This is a genomic window from Brucella sp. (genome assembly GCF_032066345.1).
GTDB lineage: Bacteria > Pseudomonadota > Alphaproteobacteria > Rhizobiales > Rhizobiaceae > Brucella > Brucella pseudogrignonensis.
On the sequence record NZ_DAMBKZ010000021.1, the window covers coordinates 23375 to 43406 of the forward strand.

Here is a 20032-nt window from a genome sequence, read left to right on the forward strand (position 1 = left end):
TCATCGTGGGTGCCTCAGGCGCGGATTGAGCGCGATGGCAGCGACATCGGCGATGATATTGAGAATGACATAGGCCGCACCGAAGACGAGGGCCGCAGCCTGCACGAGCGGAAGGTCACGCTTGGAAACGGCATCAACCATGAAACGGCCAAGGCCGTTATAGTTGAAGACGGCTTCGACAAGCACCACGCCGGTGATGAGGTAAGCGATGTTGAACGCCACCACATTGACGATAGGCGCCGCCGCATTTGGCAAAGCATGCTTGGTCACGACGCGCTTGGTGCGAAGACCTTTGAGGTATGCCGTTTCGACATAGGCCTGATCCATAACCGACAAAACGGCGGTACGTGTCATGCGCATCATCTGCGCAACCGTGACGAGCACCAGCGTCAGCGCGGGCAGGGCGGTCGCCTGCACCCATTCGAGGAAGGTCATGCCTTCATAGGTGTCGGCAAGGCTCGGCAGCAGATTAAAGCGGATCGACAGGAACAGGATCAGCAGCAGGCCAAGGAAATATTCAGGCAGAGAGACAAAAGCCAGCGCTACGATATTGATAACACGATCAAAAATGCCGCCGCGCTTTACCGCAGTGATAAGGCCAAGGAGAATAGCGATAGGAACGCTGATGACCGCTGCAAAGGCTGCAAGTGCCATCGTGTTCCAGAAACGCGGCCACAAAAGATCGGCTACCGGCTGCTGGTTGGCAAGCGAAGTACCAAGATCACCAGTCACGAAACCAGCAAGCCACGCGAAATAGCGTGCGAGAACCGGTTGATTGAGACCAAGGCTTTCGCGCAGCGTCGCAAGCGCTTCCGGCGTGGCATTCTGGCCGAGAATGGCTGACGCCACGTCACCCGGCAAGATCTGCGTGCCGGCGAAAATCAACGCCGACACGAGGAACAGCGTGAGGAGCCCGAGCCCCACACGCTTGAGAATTAGAACGAACATTTATGCTTCCAGCCAGACTTTTTCGGCAAGGCGAGCACCCATCAGATTGAACATCGGATGCGTGGTCACGCCCTTGAGCTTCTTGGAGGTGGCGTCGAGATAGTCGCCAAACATTGGGATAAGCGCGCCGCCATCATTACTGATCATGGCCTGCAGTTCAGCGTAGATTTCCTTGCGCTTGGCCTGATCGAGCATTGCGCGGGCTTCGAGCAGCTTGGCGTCGAAATCAGCGCTCTTCCAATGCGTATCGTTTTGTGAAGCGTTGGATGCATAAGCGATCGACAGGGCCTGATCGGCAGTCGGGCGACCACCACGATAAGACATGCAGAACGGCGCTTTCATCCAGACATTGTCCCAATATCCGTCTGCTGGCTCACGCTTGATATCGATCTCGATGCCCGACTTGGCGGCGGCGGTGCGGAAGATCGCTGCTGCATCGACAGCGCCCGTGAAGGCGGCATCCGAGGCGGACAGCTGAATTTTCAGCGAATCCATGCCTGCCTGCTTCAGATAGAACTTGGCCTTTTCCGGGTCGTAAGCGCGCTGTGGCAGTGCTGCATCGAAGAACGGATCGGTGCTTGGAATCGGGTTGTCATTGCCCAGACGCCCATAGCCGCGCAAAGCGGTCTTGAGCAGCTGTTCGCGGTCAATGGCGTGCTTGACGGCGAGGCGGACGTTGTTGTCGGTAAACGGCGCCTGCGTGCAATCCATCAGGAAAGAGAAATGCTGGCCACCAGACGACTGAACGATGTTGAGGTTCGGATTGCGCTTCAACAGATCAACCGTCTTGAAATCGAGCTGGTTGATAGCGTGAACCTGACCGGACATCATGGCGTTGGTACGGGCAGACACGTCATTGATGACGATCACTTCAACCGCATCGACCCATGCGGAATTTGGCTTCCAGTAGCTTTCATTGCGCGTGAAACGCGAACGCACGCCCGGCTGGAAACGCTCGAAAACGAAAGGTCCGGTGCCAACCGGCTTGTTGAAATCGGTCCAGTCTTTCGGAACGACGAGGAAGTGATAATCGGACAGGATGTAAGGCAGATCAGCATTGCCGCTATTCAACGTGATCTTGACCGTGCCAGCGTCAACCTTGACGACATCAGTAAATTCAGATGCGAGCGAACGCGCCCCGGATGTGGTTTCGCCGCGGTGCAGATTAATGGAATAGACGATGTCGTCGGCGTCAAGCGTCTTGCCATTGTGGAAGGTTACGCCCTGACGAACCTTGAAGGTCCATTCCTTGGCGTCGGCTGATGGTTCCCAGCTTTCAAACAGCTCAGGCACAGCCTTGTTGTCGGCGTCGATTTCGACGAGGCCATTCATCAGCATGTAAGCCTGATTAACCGGAACCCAATCCTTGAGAAGACGTGGGTCGAAATTGTCAGTGGTGGAGCCGCCGCCAATGCCGAGCTTGAGAACGCCGCCCTTCTTTGGCGCGCCATCGGCTGCAGCAGCTGCTGCCGAGGTGATCAGACCGCTCATACCAGTAGCGGCGAGAAGGCCAAGACCTGCGGCGCCTGTCATGAAGCTGCGGCGGGAGAGGTTAAAATCGTTTCGGTACTCAGTCATGCGTTACCCCTGTTGAAGTCTTAGCTTGTATTTTATGCATAGCTAAATCGATTTTGCGGGTTGGACTAGCCCACACAGCTCGTAACTTTCAAGGGTTATAAGCGGTTTTTATGATATGACTTTTATGCATACCCCCATGCCAAATGTACCTCTTGGCTTTTGTGGGAACAGGGATAAAGGAGCATTCCACAGAGACCTGCGGTGGCGCTTCTTCCACAAAAAAAGTTGCCTCTGCGATTGAAATTTTGCTGATCGTGGAGATCAAAATGAGTTTGCCGGATATTGTTGGCTTGTTGGGTGCAGTTTTCTATCTTTCTGCTTATGCCCTGATTCAGCTACGTATTTACACGGTGGACGATGCCATCATCACCGTGCTCAATATTCTTGGCGGTGTAGCGCTGATTTATTCGCTCTCGTGGAACTTCAATCTGGGTTCCATCATCACGCAGGTGGCCTGGCTGGTCTTTACTGTCGTTGGTTACGTGCGGTTCCGTATGATGGCTCGTCGTCGTGCAGCTGTTATACCTGCCGAATAAATCTCATCATCTTTACGTGATTGCGTCGGTTCCATTGCTTGCAATCAGCCAGTCGGACACTTCACGCACAATTTTGCGCTGATGGCGGTCGGCTGGCCGCATCAGATAGAAATAAGCATCTGATCGCATCATATGATCGTGGACGGGTAAGAGCGTGCCTGCTGCAAGCTGCTCTTTGATGAGCCAAGTCCAGCCAAGCGTGATGCCGATTCCTTGCGTGGCCGCTGCAACGCAGAGGCCATAATCGCCCAAGCGCCATTCCAGTGCGCCTAGAGGAGGGGAGAGCCGCGCATCCTGCCACCATTCAGGCCAACCTTGCCATTCGCGCATGGTGTCTTCGATTGAGAGTAGAACCGGCGCTTCCTGCTCCATGATGTTTGCCACGCCGGGGGCAGAAACCGGCACAACTTCTTCGCGCCCCAGCACGGTTAGATTCACACCAATCGGACGTTCCTTGCGATAGAACAGCGCCAGATCAAATTCATCGAGGCGCAAATGCGCCACATCGTCGGTCACGCGCAGCCGGATTTCGATGCCGGGAAGTTCCGCTTTCAGCATTCCAACACGCGACAAGAACCACTGGTCGGCAATGCCGCGCGAACAGGCAATGGTTATCTGTCGTGGGCCTGTCCAGGCACGTAGGCCGTCGGTGACTGCCGTCAAATCGCCGAGCAGGCGGCTGACATCTGAGGCATAGCTTTCACCCATTGTGGTGAGCTGAACGCCAACGGGGAGGCGGTTGAACAGCTTGGAGCCGATGAACGCTTCAAGTTTGCCAATCTGACGACTGACGGCGCTTTGGGTGAGGCCGAGCTCCAGACCCGCGCGCGAAAAGCTGCCAAGCCGTGCAGCGCTGTCGAAGACGACAAGCGCGTTGAGCGGCGGCATAGATTGGCGTCCAACTGCCATAAAAATTCTCCGCAAGAATGAGGCTGTTGTTAATGCGATCTGATGTCAGCTGCAAGATGGCTCAATGCGAGAAAATAAGTGATTTTTTGATTTCTTCCATTTTGGAAGAAGTTCATTTCGCGTTGGCTATCTAATCATTATCGGCGCTTTTCGGCATGGTCTGCCTCAAACATTCATCATCGGAAATGAGGTCTATCGTGATCGACAATCGTACTGCGCCTTATGCCATTTTCATTCTGCGTCTGGCACTCGGCATTCTCTTTCTCGCCCATGCTGGCTTGAAAATTTTCGTCTTCACACCTGCAGGAACGGCAGCATTTTTCGGATCGCTTGGTCTGCCTGGCTGGTTTGCCTACGTAACGATTCTCTGGGAAGTCGTCGGCGCTATCGCGCTGATTATCGGCATCTTTCCGCGCATTGCAGCCGTTGCTCTTATTCCGATCCTGCTCGGTGCGATTTTCACCGTTCACGGTGCAGCTGGCTTCTTTTTCACCAACGCAAATGGTGGTTGGGAGTTTCCGGCATTCTGGATCGTAGGGCTTATCGTCGTGGCATTGGGTGGCAATGGCGCCTATGCTGTGAAGCCGGGTGCATCTGCGTAAATAGCAGACATCGCCATTTGCTGGATATGCGGGGAGGGAACTCTCCGCAATTCTAACGACAATTTTCAAGGATAAGCGCCATGCTTGTAGATGGTAAGTGGACAGAAGACTGGCAGCCAGTTCAAGCGAAAGATGAAAAGGGCGGCTTCGTGCGCCAGATTTCCGGCTTTCGAAACTGGATAACTCCCGACGGTAGCGCAGGTCCGACGGGTGAGGCGGGCTTCAAAGCAGAAGCAGGTCGCTACCATCTTTATGTCGCTTATATCTGCCCATGGGCGTCGCGCACCTTAATCGGCCGTAAGCTCAAAGGGCTGGAAGATGTAATTTCGATCTCGGTAGTCGAACCTGCTCTGGCCAATCAGGGCTGGCGATTTGGCGACTATCCGGGTGCTGATCGTGATGTTCTCAATGGCGCCACTTATATGCACGAGATCTACACCAAAGCAGATCCACATTATACGGGCCGCGCTACAGTGCCTGTGCTGTGGGACAAGCAAAAACAGACCATCGTCAACAATGAGTCCTCTGACATTTTTCGGATGCTCAACTCAGGTTTTGGCGATCTTGCTAGTGCGGATTTCGATTTTTATCCGGAAGCATTGCGCTCAGAAATCGACGAGTTGAACGAGTATATTTATCCTCGGCTCAACAACGGCGTTTATCGCACGGGATTCGCCACAACGCAGATCGCCTATGAGGAAGCTTTCCGCGACGTATTTAAGGCGCTTGCTGTGCTTGAGGAAAAGCTCGATGGAAAAGGTCCATTCCTGTTTGGCGAGAGCCTGACGGAAACGGATATTCGGCTGTTTGTGACGCTCATACGCTTTGATGCTGCCTATTACGGCTTGTTCAAATGCAATCTCCGGCAGTTGAAGGACTATCCGGCGCTGAGTGGCTGGCTGTTGCGCGTTCTGAATATTCCGGGCGTGCATGAAACAGTCAATATTGATCATATCAAGCGGGGATATTATTCAATCAAGGCGTTAAACCCCACAGGCATTGTTCCGGTCGGTCCAGATTTACCTGGGATTGCAAGCGTGCAAATCTGACGAGCAGCTTTGATTATTTCCATATTTTGGCTATTTTGCACAAAAGCAGTGTTAAAATAGCCAATACGGAAACAATCAATGGATCGCCTTGATAGTGAGCGGATGTTTGTCGCGGTCCTTGATACGGGCAGTTTTTCAGCTGCTGCTCAAAGGCTTGGCACGAGCAGCGGGCAGGCGTCGAAACTCATTTCCAAGCTTGAAGCTGGTCTAGGTGTTCAGCTTATAAAGCGCACAACACGAGCGCTTTCGCCGACAGAGGTCGGCTACGCATATTATGAGCGTATCAAAGGTTTGGTGCAGGATTTTGATGCATTGGATGCATCTGTACGCAACGCATCTGGCGCGCCGAGCGGGCGTATAAGGCTGACGGCACCCATGTCTTTCGGGACATTGCAGCTGACCCCAATCCTCTTGGAGTTTGCGAAAACATTTCCCGATATACAAATTGACGTTAGTTTCTCAGATCGCATCGTCAATCTGGTGGACGAGGGCTTCGATATCGGTGTTCGCATCGGCAAACCGCTTGATAGCAGTTTGATTGCGAGACGGCTCTGCGACGCGCGTGTGGTGTTGGTTGCAGCGCCTTCCTATGTTAGCGAGCAGGGCTTACCCACGCATCCGCGCGACCTGTCTGATCATAGCTGTATTATCGACACGAATTTCCGGGATCCCTTCATATGGCGATTCAAGCCTGCGCAGAACGGTGAGATCCAGTCAGCTGCCATCTCAGGACGTCTGCAGTTTTCCAACGGCGAAGCTTGTCTGGAGGCTGCTGCAGCTGGTCTGGGCATTGCGCATGTGCCCACATTCATCGCTGGTCCATCCATTCGTGATGGCCGTGTGCAGCAATTGCTCCGTGATTACGAAGATAAGCCGCTGGGCATCTACGCTGTTTATCCTCCAGCCAGGCATCTGGCGATAAAAGTGCGCGCATTGGTGGATTATCTGGTCGATCATCTGCACGGAGAGCCTGCCTGGGATCGTGGTTGGCTTTGAAGGGACTGCAAAGGTGGATTGCATAACGTATGTTATGGAACAAGCAAAAGAATGAAAAGCCAGCATCTTGTTGCAATGAAACATTTCTGGCCGCCCCAATATGATGCGGTGATGGTCACTCAAACCAAGTTCAAATGGCTTTCCTTTGCGTGTTTTCCACAACTCGAAAACTCTGGTGAAAATTTAAGCGAATCGGATGTCGTAGCCTGCATAAAAATGCTGGCAGCAGCTTATAAAAGTGCCGCAAAATATGGAGTTTTCTTGATTTTTCATCCTCTGAGATTGCATTCAAAAGCGCTTTAAAATCGCCATTGCGTACCAGTTTTTTGCCTTCTAAATTAGCTGCAGCGTAGTCAATCTGGTAACTAATTCAGTATCTTGAGAACTTCTCTTGCAAGAACCAATCTTATCCATAAGATGCACGCCATTTCAAAAATTACCTAGGAGGGGTTCATCGTGTTTCGCAAAACTCTACTGACAAGCGTGTGTCTTCTGACACTGATGGGAGCGGCATCGGCTGAGGTCGTTCTTAATCGCGGCAATGACACTGATCCGGCAACGCTCGATCATCATCGCACGTCCACCGTGTCTGAAGGCAACGTACTTCGCGATTTGTATGATGGCTTGACCATCCAGAACGCGAATGGTGAAGCCGTACCGGGTGTGGCGAAGTCATGGGATATTTCGGAAGACGGTTTGGTCTACACTTTCCATCTGCGCGATAACGCGAAATGGTCGAATGGCGATCCGGTAACTGCTGGTGATTTCAGCTTCGCTTTTCACCGTCTGATGGACCCTAAGACAGCTGCCGGCTATGCGAGCATGTTGTTTGTCATCAAGAACGCGGAAGACGTTGCTGGTGGTAAAAAGCCGGTCGATGAGCTGGGTGTTGAAGCTGTAGACGATCACACGCTGAAGGTGACGCTCAACTCCCCTGCTCCTTATTTCCTTGAACTTCTGACGCACCAGACCGGCTTCCCGCTGCATAAGAAGAGCGTTGAAGAAAATGGCGACAAGTTCACGACACCTGGGAAAATGGTGACGAACGGCGCTTACGAACTGGTCAGCTTCACGCCGAACGACAAAATCGTCATGAAGAAGAACCCGAACTACTATGAAGCCGATCAGGTCAAGATCGATACCATCAACTGGATTCCATTCGAAGACCGCGCCAGCTGCATGCGCCGTTTCGAGGCCAAGGAAGTTCAGGTCTGCTCGGACGTTCCAGCCGAACAGATGGATTATGTGAAGAAGAACCTCGCCAACGAATTCCGTATGGCACCTTATCTCGGGGTTTATTATCTGCCGGTCAAAGGCAAGACTGCTGACAGCAAGCTGAAAGATCCGCGCGTTCGTCAGGCTCTTTCCATGGCGATCGACCGTGATTTCATTGCCGATCAGGTCTGGCAGGGCACCATGCTCCCAGGTTATTCGCTGGTTCCTCCAGGTATCAACCACTACGTCAAGGATGCGCCTAAACTCGACTATTCCGACGACATGTTGGATCGTGAAGACAAGGCCAAGGAGCTGTTGAAGGAAGCAGGCGTTGAGCCAAACACGCTTTCGATTGAGCTACTCTACAACACATCTGAAAACAACAAGAACACGATGGCAGCAATTGCCGATCAGCTTGGCAATATCGGTGTGAAGGCAACGCTCAACGAAACCGAAGGCGCTACCTACTTCAACTTCCTGCGTGAAGACGGTCCGTTCGATATCGCACGCGCTGGCTGGATCGGCGATTACAACGATCCGCAGAACTTCCTCTACATTGCCCAGAGTGATGTCAGCTTCAATTATTCCAAGGTTAAAAACCCGGAATATGATGCGAAGATGGCTGAAGCAGCGAAGATCCTTGATCTGGATGCCCGCGCCAAGGTTCTGGCTGAAGCCGAGCAGCTCAAGCTCGATGACATGAGCAATATTCCTATCCTTTATTATTCCTCGCGCGCTCTTGTGTCTGACAAGATCGATGGCTGGAACGACAACCTTATGGACAGCCACAAAACCCGCTGGCTATCGTTCAAACAATAAATTTTCAGTTCGGGCTGCGCCTTTGGGCGCGGCCCCTTTTTCTTTCGACCTGGGAGGGTCGGAGGGTCCCTCTTTTCATGGGACAGATATTTTTTAAGACTTATGGGAGTTTCACGATGGTTCGCGAAATTTTATTGGCAGGCGTTTGCCTGATTTCGCTTGGCAGCGCCGCGTCTGCTGCAATTTTGCTTAACCGTGGCAATGATATGGATCCTTCAACGCTGGATCAGCAGCTCACCACTACAGTTCAGGAAGACCGCGTTTTAAAAGATCTTTATGAGGGACTGGTGGCGCAGGATAGCCACGGCAGAGCAGTTCCCGGTGCGGCGACATCATGGGAAATTTCGCCCGATGGCCTCACCTATACTTTTCACATGCGCGACAATGCAAAATGGTCGAATGGCGATCCAGTAACGGCAGGCGATTTCGAGTTTTCATTTCGCCGCCTGATGGACTCTAAGACGGCTGCGGGCTACGCCAGTGTCTTTTATTCAATCAAAAACTCCGAGCAGATCGCGACTGGCCATATGTCCGTTGATCAGCTTGGCGTGAAGGCACTGGACGACAAAACGCTCCAGAACACGCTCAACGCCCCTACTCCATATTTCATTGAATTATTGACCCATAACACCGGATTTCCAGTCAATCCGAAAGCTGTAAAGGAATTCGGGTCAAAGTTTAGCCAGCCAGGCCATATGGTCAGCAATGGCGCGTATCAGCTTGTCAGTTTCAATCCGAACGACAAGATCGTTATGAAGAAAAATCCCTACTATTGGGATGCGGAGCATGTTCAGATTGATCAGGTAAACTGGATACCGTTTCAGGACCGCTCCAGCTGTATGCGCCGGTTTGAGGCGAAAGAAGTTGATATCTGCTCTGATGTTGCCGCTGAACAGATGGACTATGTGAAACAGAACCTCGGTAAATGGTTTCATCAGGCGCCGCTGCTGGGCATTTATTACATCGACATCAAAGGTGAGCCTTCCAGCAAGTTGCGCGACCCTCGTGTCAGACAAGCCATTGGAATAACGATTGATCGTGATTTTCTGGCACAGGAAGTCTGGCGCGGTACAATGCTCCCTGCCAGCTCGATGGTGCCTCCTGGCATCAATAATTACGTCAAAGACGGACCGCAGCTAAGCTACGCCAAAGAAGACATTCTTGATCGCGAAGACAAGGCAAAAAAGCTGTTGGCGGATGCCGGTGTCACACCTGGTAGTCTGTCGATAGTGCTGAGATATAGCACATCGGAAAATCACAAGAACACGATGGCGGCGATTGCCGACATGCTCAAGGATATTGGTATCAATGCCACTCTCGACGAAGTCGATGGCACGACCTATTTCAATTATCTTGAGCAAAAAGGCATGTTCGATATCGCACGCGATGGCTGGGTTGGGGATTACAACGATCCGAACTCGTTTCTGTCACTCTTCACGAGCGACAGCTACTTCAACTACGCGCAATGGTCGAACAAGGACTATGACGCGCTGATGATGAAATCAGCCATCACAGCTGATTTGGGTGAACGGGCGAAAATCCTCACCAATGCAGAGAAGATTTTGCTTCAAGACGGGGCTGCTATTCCTCTGCTCTACTATTCATCTACCGCATTGGTTGCTGACAAGGTCAAAGGCTACGACGACAACCTGATGAATTCGCACGCCACACACTGGCTGTCGATAAAAGGCTAAACAAAAACAGGAACGCCCTTAGTGGGATTTGCCGGGTCGCTTTTTGAGCGTTCCGGCAAAGAAGGGAAATAAAAATGCTGGGCTACACGCTCCGACGATTGGGTAGTGCAATACCAACTATCTTTATCATCGTCACACTGACTTTCTTCCTTATCCGGCTTGCGCCGGGTGGTCCTTTCGACCTTGAGCGCCCGATTGATCCGCTGATCCTCGAAAACCTCAAGAAAGCCTACAATATGGATGCGCCGCTTTGGCAGCAGTATCTGATTTATCTGGGCAATCTGTTGCGCGGTGATCTTGGCCCAAGCTTCACGCGCCGCGACTTCACCGTCAATGACTTGTTCGCTTCCGGCCTTCCGGTTTCGATCATGCTTGGTGCGCTGGCTCTTAGTCTGGCTGCGATTATCGGAACATTTCTCGGTACAATCGCGGCACTGAAACAGAATTCTCCGATTGATTATTTCGTTGTAGCACTCGCCACTTTTGGCATTACCACACCGAATTTTGTCGTTGCCCCTCTTCTGAGCCTTCTTTTCGGCGTCATACTCGGATGGGTGCCGGCTGGTGGCTGGTCTTCGGCCAATATCCTTTACTGGATATTGCCGGTGCTGACTTTGGCGCTGCCGCAGGTTGGCGTTATTGCGCGCCTCGTGCGCGGCGCAACCATTGAAGCCTTGCGCGCCAATCACGTTCGGACGGCTCGCGCTTACGGCCTGCCCGCGCGCGTGGTCGTTGGCGTTCATGCTCTGCGTGCTGCCATGTTGCCAGCTGTTTCCTATCTGGGGCCGACAGCTGCTGCTCTCCTCACTGGCTCGGTTGTCGTTGAAACGATCTTTGGCATCCCCGGCATCGGCCGTTACTTCGTGCAAGGCGCGCTGAGCCGCGATTATACGATGGTGATGGGAACCGTTGTCGTCATTTCCGTTTTTGTCGTGGTGTTCAATCTCATCGTCGACCTTCTTTATGCATGGCTTGATCCGAGGGTTCGCTATGACTGATTTTACTGCAGCCGTTGAAACGGAAAAGCTTGGTTCAGTACAAAGCCGTTCACTCTGGCAGGACGCATGGCTGCGCCTGCGCAAGAACAAGGCAGCTGTAACAAGTGCTATCGTGCTGATCGTGCTTGCACTTGTCGGTATCTTCGGGCCGATGCTTAGCCCGCATCCCTATGACAAGATCTATCCGCAGTTTGTTCGCGTGGCGCCAAGTCTGGAAGCCTATCCGCGTGCCGACACGATCATGCCGGGACTGGAACGTGAATTGGCTCGTGCTCGCCTCACGACATCAGCTGAGCCAGAACTGACCGGAAGCAATGTGGTCATCGACTTCACTGCGCAACGCCCGACCGATGAGCGCGTTCTTCGCTACTTCCAGCGCTCGGACCTTTTCAGTAATCCTAAGATCGAACTTGCTGCTGATGGTTTGAGTGGCAAGCTGACATTGAATGTCTCGCGCAACTATTTTGTGCTCGGTACAGATAATCTTGGCCGCGATCTCATGACCCGCATCTTCATCGGTGTGCGCATGTCGCTGGCAATCGGCCTGCTGGCTTCAGCCATGGCTCTGGTACTTGGCGTTGGCTATGGTGCTATTTCGGGCTATCTCGGTGGCCGTGCCGACAACATCATGATGCGGCTTGTTGATATTCTCTATTCCCTGCCCTTCATCTTTTTCGTCATATTGATGCTCGTCTTCTTCGGGAGGTCGATCTTCATTATCTTCATTGCCATTGGTGCAACCGAATGGCTGGATATGGCGCGCATCGTGCGTGGACAAACATTGAGCCTCAAACGGCAAGAGTTTGTGCAGGCGGCAGAAGCGCTCGGCGCAACCCGTCGCGGCGTCATCACCCGCCATATTATCCCGAATGCTTTGGGGCCGGTTATTGTCTTTGTGACGCTTCTGGTGCCAAAGGCCATTCTGCTTGAAAGCCTGCTTTCGTTCCTTGGCCTGGGCGTGCAGGATCCCCTCACCTCGCTCGGCCTCCTCATCTCGGAAGGCGCTCAGAACATGCGCGGCGCAAGCTGGCAATTGATCTGGCCTGCCGCAACCCTCACCATCATCCTGTTTGCGCTGAACTTCCTTGGCGACGGTCTGCGCGACAGTCTTGACCCGAAGGATCGCTGAGATGACAAAAGAAAATATTCTGAGCGTTCGCGATCTTCGCGTCACTTTCGACACGCATGACGGTCCCGTTGATGCTGTGCGCGGCATCAATCTCGATGTCAAAGCTGGTGAAACAATCGCAATCGTTGGTGAATCCGGTTCTGGCAAAAGCCAGACCACCATGGCGATGATGGGATTGCTGGCGCAAAACGGTAAAGCCACCGGACAGGCGCTTTATCGCGGTCAGGATCTTATCGGCATGTCCGATAAGGCGCTGAACAAAATCCGTGGTGCTAAGATCACCATGATCTTTCAGGAGCCGATGACATCGCTTGATCCACTTTATCGGATTGGCGATCAGCTGGCAGAACCTCTGCGCTATCACCGCGGATTGAGCAAGAAGCAGGCACGGCCACGTATTCTGGAATTGCTGAAGCTGGTCGGCATTCCTGAACCGGAACGCCGCATCGATAGCTACCCTTACGAGCTTTCAGGTGGGCAGCGCCAGCGGGTGATGATTGCCATGGCGCTCGCTAATGAGCCGGATATTCTCATTGCCGATGAGCCGACAACCGCTCTGGATGTCACCATTCAGGCGCAAATTCTCGACCTGCTGGCTGATCTTCAGCAGCGGCTGGGGATGGCGGTTGTGTTCATTACCCATGATCTTGGTATCGTGCGCCGTTTTGCCGACCGCGTCTATGTTATGCGTTCGGGTGAAGTGGTGGAAACCAACGAGACGGAAAAGCTTTTTACCGAACCAGAGCATCCCTATACGAAGATGCTGCTTGATGCTGAACCGGAAGGGGAAAAGCTGTCTCCGTCTGCAGAAGCGCCGGTCCTTATCCGTGCTGATAATGTGAAGGTGAACTTCCTTATCAATAAGCCCTGGCTTGGTGCCGCTACCTACATGACGGCGGTAAATGATGTCTCTCTGACCTTGAAAGAAGGCCAGACCATCGGGATTGTCGGTGAATCCGGTTCAGGTAAATCGACGCTTGGCCGTGCGATCCTGCGCCTTCTTCCGTCAGAAGGTCGGATTGCTTATCTGGGCAAAGAGTTGCCGACGGAATCGCAGGCCATGCGGCCCAAGCGCCGTGAGCTTCAGCTGGTGTTTCAGGATCCGTTCGGATCGCTTAGCCCGCGTATGACCGTCGGCCGGATCATCACCGAAGGTCTGCTTATCCATGAGCCGAACCTTTCGGCAAAGGAACGGGATCGTCGCGCGCAGGAAGCGCTCCGCGAAGTCGGCATGGACCCGGCAATGCGTAATCGCTACCCGCACGAGTTCTCAGGTGGCCAGCGTCAGCGTATCGCCATCGCACGCACAATGATCCTGAAACCAAAGGTGATCGTGCTTGATGAGCCGACCAGTGCGCTGGATCGTTCCGTACAAAAGCAGATCGTTACGCTCTTGCGTGATCTGCAGAAGGAACACGGGCTTTCCTATCTCTTCATTAGTCACGACATGGCGGTGGTACGTGCCGTGTCCGACTATGTGATTGTTATGAAGAACGGAAAGATTGTCGAGCAAGGCGATACGGAACAGGTTTTCGATAACCCCTATGAGGATTATACGAAGGCTCTCATGGCCGCAGCGCTGAGCGAAGAGCGGTTTGGTACAAACGAATAAATTAAATAAAAACGGGGCCTTGGCCCCGTTTTCTTATAAAATGATATAAATCTAAAATACCAAAGACCGATGGGCGGAAACGCCAGCGGAAACACCATCCGCAACGGACCATGCAACACTATGTGCGCCCCTTGATATGTCGCCGGCGGCATAGATACCCTGAATACTTGTCGCTTTCATCTCATCAGTTTTGATGGCTTTTCCAAGCGGCATGTCTTCCAATGTGCAGCCGAGTTGCTCAGCGAGCGGGCTGTTCAGGCGGTTGGACGGTCCAATGAATAATGCGTCAGCTTGCAACAGGCGACCGTCAGCAAGTTCGATCTCGGAGATGGATGTTCTCTCACCTCTTATGCCTGCGACTGGTTTTGCTTCAATAGTGACGCCACGCTTTTCGAGTTCTGCCAAAGTTACAGCATCAGGCTCTTCACCGCCATTCAGATAGAATGTGGTCGGTCCCCATTCGGAGATAAGCATGGCTTGATGAGACGACATCGGCGAAAGGTTCAATACGCCGAGTTTTTTGCCGCTGAACTCGTAGCCATGGCAATAAGGGCAATGAATAACCGATTTGCCCCAGCGTTCAGCCAACCCCGGTAAATCTGGCAAAACGTCAGAAATGCCGAAGGCAAAGATCAGTCTGCGCCCACTGACGACTTCGCCTGTATCCAGTTCAATCGAGAAGTCATCAATCTGCCCGGTTCCGTTTACGGCTTTCCCCTCCGTTACTCTTACCGTCGGATAGGCTTTAACCTGCTCTTTTGCCGTTTCGAGCATCGCTGCCGGGTTGCTTCCATCCTGAGCGAAGAAACCATGTGAATGTTCGGCAAAGCGGTTGCGTGGCTTGCCTGCATCGATCACGCGAACCGAGCGTCTGCCGCGCGCCACATAGGTCGCCGCCGAAAGTCCGGCAAAGCTGCCACCGATAATTAGCACATCATGATGCGTCATGGGCTGTCTCCAAGTCGAAAGTTGCGCCGCGTTCAATCGCGCGCTGATGAAAATCCGCGCTCAACATGGCGAGTGTCACTTCGCCAAAACGTTTCAATAAAAGCTCTTCTGCATCGCTGAATGCTTTGTTAAGCGATGCGTTGACGGCCTGCTCGACGAGGCAACCCGGCATTTCTGTGCGATTGCTCATTGCAAGCAGCGACGGTTTGCCTATGGCGTTGTAAATGTCATGCAGCGTGACTTTGCTAAGATCGCAAGCGATCTCCCATCCGCCGCCATGACCCTTTTCGGAGCGCACATAGCCCTGCTCTCGCAGACCACTCATGACGCGACGCACGACAACGGGATTGGTGCCCATCGCTTTTGCGAGGACTTCGGAGGTCACGGGCTTTTTATACTCAGCCATGTGAAGGAGGACGTGAAGGACGCCCGAAAGTTTGCTATCTTTTTTCATGTAACTTTATATGTTACGAGTCTTCGACTTTGTCAAGAGAGGCGATAATACGAAAGCAATTTTCGGGAAGTTCTTGTGCGGCTTTGTGTTAGAATGACCTTATGATTGATCTGTTTTCCCAGCTTGAAACTCGAGAAAAGCTTGCCGACGGCGCCGTTCTTTTGCGGGGATTTGCGCTCGCAAACGAAGCCGAAATTCTCAACGCCATGCAAGATGTTGAGAATGATGCACCTTTTCGGAATATGACGACGCCAGGCGGATTTCGCATGTCGGTTGCTATGACCAATTGCGGGTCTTTTGGCTGGGTGACGGACCGGAAGGGCTATCGTTACAGCGCGGTTGATCCTGAAACGGAAAGGCCGTGGCCTTCAATGCCGGGGGCATTTCGCGATCTTGCAGAAAGTGCTGCGGACGAAGCTGGTTATCCTGATTTCTTACCGGATGCCTGTCTCATCAATCGGTATGAACCCGGCGCAAAAATGTCTTTGCATCAGGATAAGGACGAGAAGGATTTCAAAAATCCGATTGTCTCTGTGTCGCTGGGGCTGCCCGCGACATTTCAATTCGGCGGATTGCAGCGCAGTGACCCGGTACGCAAATTCGTGCTGCACCACGGCGATGTGGTCGTTTGGGGTGGACCATCCCGACTCTTCTATCATGGCATTCTGCCATTGAAGGATGGAGAATATCCGCAGCTTGGTCGAAATCGCTATAATCTTACATTCAGAAAAGCTAAATAACTACAATTAGATGCGGGTTGTCTTTAACTCTCTGCATTCATTTGGAACGCGCATCTTTTCCGCTACATAATTTAGAGCGCATCCCGAAAAGGGTGAAACGGTTTTCGGGATGCGCGTTAAAACGAATATTCAGATCGAACGCGCTCTAGTTGAACGCACCGCCGTCGCTTTTGCTTTCAGGGCGTTCTTTCGCGACCTTTTCGCGATAGCCGCTGGCCCGATAAGCCGCAATCGGCTCGATTGCTCCGCCGGTACGACGACGCGCTTCTGCCAGAATTGGCTCGACGTCGATACGATAAGCGCGCTTCAACGTATCGGATGCCATCAGGGCATCGTTTTCCTGCTGATAGGTTTCCAGCGCTTCCCGATCCACCAACAACGCCTGCGCATAAGCACGGCGGATTTCATTGGCAGACGAAATCAGGCTTTCAATCGGGTCGGTCACATTATGCGACTGATCGATCATATGTTCAGGATGGAAATCCTTTACACCGCGATAATCTGCATCGACCAGCTCGTTGAAAACGAGGAACAGGCGGTATGGATCAATCGATCCCGCATCGAGATCGTCGTCACCATATTTGCTGTCATTGAAATGGAAGCCACCGAGCTTTCCGAACTGGATCAACCGCGCCACGATCATTTCAATGTTGGTGTTTGGTGCATGGTGGCCAAGATCGACCAGACATTGCGCCTTTGGACCAAGCGTCGAGGCTATAAGGTAATTCGTGCCCCAATCCTGAACGACTGTCGAATAGAAGGCTGGCTCATACATTTTGTGTTCAGAGAACAGCCGCCAGTCATCCGGAAGTGCTTTATAGATTTCACCCATCGAATGCAGATAACGCTCGAATGAACGGGTGAAATTCTGCTGGCCGGGGAAGTTTGAACCATCGCTGAGCCAGACGGTCAGAGCTTTGGAACCAATGGCATTTCCGATCTCAATGCACTCAATATTATGTTCAACAGCCTGAGCACGCACGGCCGGATCGACATGGGTAAGCGAGCCATATTTATAGGAATGCTGCTGATCAGCCGAATCCGAGAACGTGTTGGAATTCATCGCGTCAAAACCAAGGCCGAGTGCTTCCGCATGGGCTTTCAGTTTTTTCGGATCAGCCTTATCCCACGGAATATGCAGCGAAACATTCGGCGTTGCGCGTGAAAGTTCGTTGATGACCGAGCAGTCGTCGAGTTTGTCGAAAATCCCGCGCGGCTCACCGCGACCGGGGAAACGGCCAAAGCGTGTACCGCCCGTTCCTGTCCCCCAAGAGGGTACAGCGACAAAATATTTTGCAACTTTCTGAGTGATTTTTTCAATTTCAATGCCGCGGCGAGCAAGTTGTTCGCCAAGAGCCTGATAGTCGCTCTTCTGTGCATTCTCAAAGCCGGAATTGTGCTCAGCGATGAAATCGGCTGCAATACGTTGTTCGGACATGGTTCCTCCCAGAATGTCCTCAATTTCTTGGATAAAAGGCAGGAAGGCAAGATCGCTTTACCTGCCTTCTGAGTAATCAGCGCGGGAAGCTCTGCTGGTTTCCGGCGTCAACATTGATGATGTTTCCGGTGGACTTGGCTGACGCATCGCTTGAAAGGAAGTAGATCGCTTCAGCAATATCTTCCGGCAGTACATTGAGCTTGAGCAGCGAGCGCTTGCGATAATGTTCTTCCAGTTCCGTCACATCAATCTTCGATGACGCTGCACGCTGTTCGCGCCATTCGCCGTCCCAGATTTTCGAACCACGCAGCACAGCATCCGGGTTGACCACGTTCACACGAATACCAGCTTCGGCACCTTCAAGGGCAAGACAACGCGCCAGATGGATTTCCGCAGCCTTTGCCGTGCAATAGGCGGATGCGCCCGGCGAAGCGGCGAGCCCATTCTTGGAAGCAACGAAAACCACGTTTCCGCCAAGTTTTTGACGCCGGAAAAGCCGGAATGCCTCACGAGAAACAAGAAAATATCCTGTAGCAAGTATGTCGATATTTCGGTTCCACATCGAAAGCTCGGTATTTTCGACCGAAGCAGACGATGCAATACCAGCATTTGAAACCAGTATATCTATGCCGCCAAGTTCAACACTTGCCTCTGTGAAAGCATTGATGACGGCACCCTCATTGGTGACGTTCAGCTCGACGCTGCGAACCTGATCGGAGCCAAAACGCTTGGCGAGATTGGCGTGAGCGGTTTTGAGCGATTCTGCGTCGATATCTGCCAGAACCACGCAAGCGCCCTCACCTGCCAGACGTTCAGCGGTGGCATAGCCGATGCCACCTGCACCGCCGGTAATCAACGCAATGCGCCCGGCCAGGCTTTTAGGCCTCGGCATACGCTGGAGTTTGGCTTCTTCAAGCAGCCAATATTCAATATCGAAGGCTTCCTGTTCGGGCAGCCCCTGATATTCAGAAACGGATGATGCTCCGCGCATAACATTGATCGCATTGACGTAGAACTCACCAGCAATACGCGCTGTCGCTTTGTCGCGCGCAAAAGACAACATGCCGACGCCGGGGATCAGGAAAATGACCGGGTTGGGATCGCGCATTTTCGGCGAATTGTCGTGCTTGCAGCTCTCATAATAGCGCGTGTAATCAGCGCGATAGGCTTCGAGTGAAGCTTCAAGGCCAGCAACGACACCATCAACATCCGGTTTCGCGGGATCGAAGTCGACCACAAGCGGGCGAATTTTCGTGCGCAGGAAGTGATCCGGGCAAGATGTGCCAAGGCGTGCGAGTGGCTCTAGTTCTTTTGAATTTACGAATTGCAGAACCGCATCCTGATCATCGAAATGGCCAAGCTTGCGCTCTTCCTTTCCGATCAACCCGCGTATCTCTGGCATGAGACGCGCAGCAATTGCACGGCGTTCCGAAACATCCAGGCTTTGGGTCACGGAACCGCCAAAAGCGGCCTTGCCTTCACCCTTCTTATCAAGCCATTCGATAGCCTTGTTAATAATCGCAAGCGTCAGTTCATAGCAGTCCTTAGCGTCATTGGCCCAGGTAAAAAGACCATGACTTTCAAGGACTACGCCCTTTGCGTTTGGGTTTGACTTCACAAAGGATTCGAGGTCGAGACCAAGCTGGAAGCCCGGACGACGCCATGGCAGCCAGCCAATTTCATCGCCAAAAATCTCGGCAGTCAGCTCGCGTGAGTTCTTTGATGCGGCAATTGCGATGATCGCATCAGGATGCATGTGATCAACATGGGTGAATGGCACAAAACCATGCAACGGCGTATCGATGGAAGCGGCACGGGGATTGAGATTGAATGTGCAGTGCGGAAGAAAGCCGACCATACGGTCTTCGTCTTCAACGCCCTTATAGATGCCTTTCAGCGCGTCGAGCTTGTCCTGATAAAGCGTAGCAAAGCCGTCGAGCTTAATGGTGCCGACATCGCCGCCCGAGCCCTTGACCCAGAGTACTGGAACCTGTTCGCCGGTCAGCGGATCGATTTCCTGTACTTTTGCCGATGTATTCCCGCCACCATAATTGGTGATGCGCTTATCGGAACCGAGCAGGTTTGAACGATAAAGCAGCTTGCCTGGCTCATCCAACGTTGCCGCTTTGGCGTCATCCCAGCGATTATCCAAGAGCCTGCTTTGGGCCACCATTTCATCCTCCCGTTTTATGGTGAAGACCGGAATGCGTGCTTTCTTTTTCACGCACAAACGATCATGTTGGGAAAAGATATGGCGTATTGTGCAAATTATTGTCAATCAAAAACGATCATAAATAATCATATATGTTATTTTTGTGCACTATGATGATTGTTTATGATTGACACTGCCCGCATTTGTGTTCGATA

At 52.5% G+C, this 20032-nt stretch carries 18 protein-coding genes; 11 read left to right on the forward strand and 7 right to left on the reverse strand.

All coding sequences use genetic code 11. The features are described 5' to 3' along the window. Together RT142_RS20105 and RT142_RS20110 are read right to left on the reverse strand one after the other, a co-directional pair. On the reverse strand, positions 1 to 948 hold the full coding sequence (locus RT142_RS20105; protein ID WP_007879087.1) for an ABC transporter permease: 948 nt from the start codon (positions 946 to 948) through the stop codon (positions 1 to 3). Continuing rightward, on the reverse strand, positions 949 to 2526 hold the full coding sequence (locus tag RT142_RS20110; RefSeq protein ID WP_313031034.1) for an ABC transporter substrate-binding protein: 1578 nt from the start codon (positions 2524 to 2526) through the stop codon (positions 949 to 951). A gap of 266 nt (positions 2527 to 2792) precedes the next feature. On the opposite strand from RT142_RS20110, the gene RT142_RS20115 reads away from it, so the two are divergent. After that, the gene (locus RT142_RS20115) at positions 2793 to 3062 is read left to right on the forward strand and encodes a CBU_0592 family membrane protein (protein WP_039860778.1); all 270 of its coding nucleotides are present in this window, start codon (positions 2793 to 2795) and stop codon (positions 3060 to 3062) included. Between the two features lie 12 nt (positions 3063 to 3074). Here RT142_RS20115 and RT142_RS20120 read toward each other — a convergent pair whose 3' ends face one another. After that, the gene (locus tag RT142_RS20120; RefSeq protein ID WP_313031038.1) at positions 3075 to 3971 is read right to left on the reverse strand and encodes a LysR substrate-binding domain-containing protein; all 897 of its coding nucleotides are present in this window, start codon (positions 3969 to 3971) and stop codon (positions 3075 to 3077) included. A 197-nt stretch (positions 3972 to 4168) separates the two neighbouring features. On the opposite strand from RT142_RS20120, the gene RT142_RS20125 reads away from it, so the two are divergent. From RT142_RS20125 to RT142_RS20165, 9 genes are all read left to right on the forward strand, one after another. After that, on the forward strand, positions 4169 to 4573 hold the full coding sequence (locus RT142_RS20125) for a DoxX family protein (protein WP_007879092.1): 405 nt from the start codon (positions 4169 to 4171) through the stop codon (positions 4571 to 4573). Between the two features lie 80 nt (positions 4574 to 4653). Further along, positions 4654 to 5622, forward strand: a complete 969-nt coding sequence (locus tag RT142_RS20130) for a glutathione S-transferase family protein (protein WP_313031042.1) — start codon at positions 4654 to 4656, stop codon at positions 5620 to 5622. Positions 5623 to 5700: 78 nt separating this feature from the next. After that, the gene (locus RT142_RS20135) at positions 5701 to 6618 is read left to right on the forward strand and encodes a LysR family transcriptional regulator (RefSeq protein WP_007879108.1); all 918 of its coding nucleotides are present in this window, start codon (positions 5701 to 5703) and stop codon (positions 6616 to 6618) included. Between the two features lie 51 nt (positions 6619 to 6669). Continuing rightward, a complete protein-coding gene (locus RT142_RS20140; protein WP_200636000.1) occupies positions 6670 to 6921 on the forward strand; it encodes a hypothetical protein in 252 nt (83 codons plus the stop codon). Positions 6922 to 7074: 153 nt separating this feature from the next. Then, complete coding sequence (locus RT142_RS20145) at positions 7075 to 8652, forward strand: peptide ABC transporter substrate-binding protein (RefSeq protein WP_064321705.1); 1578 nt, start codon at positions 7075 to 7077, stop codon at positions 8650 to 8652. 116 nt (positions 8653 to 8768) lie between these two features. Further along, positions 8769 to 10346 (forward strand): peptide ABC transporter substrate-binding protein, encoded by a 1578-nt coding sequence (locus RT142_RS20150; RefSeq protein ID WP_313031045.1) that lies wholly within the window; start codon positions 8769 to 8771, stop codon positions 10344 to 10346. 74 nt (positions 10347 to 10420) lie between these two features. After that, positions 10421 to 11344, forward strand: coding sequence for an ABC transporter permease (locus RT142_RS20155; protein WP_007879123.1), 924 nt, complete (start codon positions 10421 to 10423; stop codon positions 11342 to 11344). Continuing rightward, entirely contained in the window at positions 11337 to 12473 is a 1137-nt protein-coding gene (locus RT142_RS20160) for an ABC transporter permease (RefSeq protein ID WP_105519548.1), read from the forward strand. The genes RT142_RS20155 and RT142_RS20160 overlap by 8 nt, the downstream gene beginning before the upstream one ends. Position 12474: 1 nt before the next feature. Beyond that, complete coding sequence (locus RT142_RS20165) at positions 12475 to 14085, forward strand: ABC transporter ATP-binding protein (RefSeq protein WP_313031049.1); 1611 nt, start codon at positions 12475 to 12477, stop codon at positions 14083 to 14085. Between the two features lie 51 nt (positions 14086 to 14136). Here the strand turns inward: RT142_RS20165 and RT142_RS20170 are convergent, their stop codons facing one another. Both RT142_RS20170 and RT142_RS20175 read right to left on the reverse strand, forming a co-directional pair. Further along, on the reverse strand, positions 14137 to 15033 hold the full coding sequence (locus tag RT142_RS20170) for an NAD(P)/FAD-dependent oxidoreductase (protein WP_313031050.1): 897 nt from the start codon (positions 15031 to 15033) through the stop codon (positions 14137 to 14139). After that, a complete protein-coding gene (locus RT142_RS20175) occupies positions 15020 to 15487 on the reverse strand; it encodes an Rrf2 family transcriptional regulator (RefSeq protein WP_064321710.1) in 468 nt (155 codons plus the stop codon). The genes RT142_RS20170 and RT142_RS20175 overlap by 14 nt, the downstream gene beginning before the upstream one ends. Before the next feature lie 101 nt (positions 15488 to 15588). Here RT142_RS20175 and alkB point away from each other — a divergent pair, with 101 nt between their 5' ends. Next, entirely contained in the window at positions 15589 to 16227 is a 639-nt protein-coding gene (gene alkB / locus RT142_RS20180) for a DNA oxidative demethylase AlkB (RefSeq protein WP_313031052.1), read from the forward strand. 145 nt (positions 16228 to 16372) lie between these two features. Here the strand turns inward: alkB and rhaI are convergent, their stop codons facing one another. Both rhaI and RT142_RS20190 read right to left on the reverse strand, forming a co-directional pair. Then, on the reverse strand, positions 16373 to 17665 hold the full coding sequence (gene rhaI / locus RT142_RS20185) for an L-rhamnose catabolism isomerase (protein ID WP_313031054.1): 1293 nt from the start codon (positions 17663 to 17665) through the stop codon (positions 16373 to 16375). 76 nt (positions 17666 to 17741) lie between these two features. Continuing rightward, positions 17742 to 19838 (reverse strand): bifunctional rhamnulose-1-phosphate aldolase/short-chain dehydrogenase, encoded by a 2097-nt coding sequence (locus RT142_RS20190; RefSeq protein WP_313031057.1) that lies wholly within the window; start codon positions 19836 to 19838, stop codon positions 17742 to 17744. Positions 19839 to 20032 lie beyond the last annotated feature (194 nt).

What these genes read in the sequence shown, in the direction of transcription:
- RT142_RS20105 (WP_007879087.1), bottom strand. Translation starts at nt 948, where the DNA reads ATGTTCGTTCTAATTCTCAAGCGTGTGGGGCTCGGGCTCCTCACGCTG.
- RT142_RS20110 (WP_313031034.1), bottom strand. Translation starts at nt 2,526, where the DNA reads ATGACTGAGTACCGAAACGATTTTAACCTCTCCCGCCGCAGCTTCATG.
- RT142_RS20115 (WP_039860778.1), top strand. Translation starts at nt 2,793, where the DNA reads ATGAGTTTGCCGGATATTGTTGGCTTGTTGGGTGCAGTTTTCTATCTT.
- RT142_RS20120 (WP_313031038.1), bottom strand. Translation starts at nt 3,971, where the DNA reads ATGGCAGTTGGACGCCAATCTATGCCGCCGCTCAACGCGCTTGTCGTC.
- RT142_RS20130 (WP_313031042.1), top strand. Translation starts at nt 4,654, where the DNA reads ATGCTTGTAGATGGTAAGTGGACAGAAGACTGGCAGCCAGTTCAAGCG.
- RT142_RS20135 (WP_007879108.1), top strand. Translation starts at nt 5,701, where the DNA reads ATGGATCGCCTTGATAGTGAGCGGATGTTTGTCGCGGTCCTTGATACG.
- RT142_RS20140 (WP_200636000.1), top strand. Translation starts at nt 6,670, where the DNA reads ATGAAAAGCCAGCATCTTGTTGCAATGAAACATTTCTGGCCGCCCCAA.
- RT142_RS20150 (WP_313031045.1), top strand. Translation starts at nt 8,769, where the DNA reads ATGGTTCGCGAAATTTTATTGGCAGGCGTTTGCCTGATTTCGCTTGGC.
- RT142_RS20155 (WP_007879123.1), top strand. Translation starts at nt 10,421, where the DNA reads ATGCTGGGCTACACGCTCCGACGATTGGGTAGTGCAATACCAACTATC.
- RT142_RS20160 (WP_105519548.1), top strand. Translation starts at nt 11,337, where the DNA reads ATGACTGATTTTACTGCAGCCGTTGAAACGGAAAAGCTTGGTTCAGTA.
- RT142_RS20165 (WP_313031049.1), top strand. Translation starts at nt 12,475, where the DNA reads ATGACAAAAGAAAATATTCTGAGCGTTCGCGATCTTCGCGTCACTTTC.
- RT142_RS20170 (WP_313031050.1), bottom strand. Translation starts at nt 15,033, where the DNA reads ATGACGCATCATGATGTGCTAATTATCGGTGGCAGCTTTGCCGGACTT.
- RT142_RS20175 (WP_064321710.1), bottom strand. Translation starts at nt 15,487, where the DNA reads ATGAAAAAAGATAGCAAACTTTCGGGCGTCCTTCACGTCCTCCTTCAC.
- alkB (WP_313031052.1), top strand. Translation starts at nt 15,589, where the DNA reads ATGATTGATCTGTTTTCCCAGCTTGAAACTCGAGAAAAGCTTGCCGAC.
- rhaI (WP_313031054.1), bottom strand. Translation starts at nt 17,665, where the DNA reads ATGTCCGAACAACGTATTGCAGCCGATTTCATCGCTGAGCACAATTCC.
- RT142_RS20190 (WP_313031057.1), bottom strand. Translation starts at nt 19,838, where the DNA reads ATGGTGGCCCAAAGCAGGCTCTTGGATAATCGCTGGGATGACGCCAAA.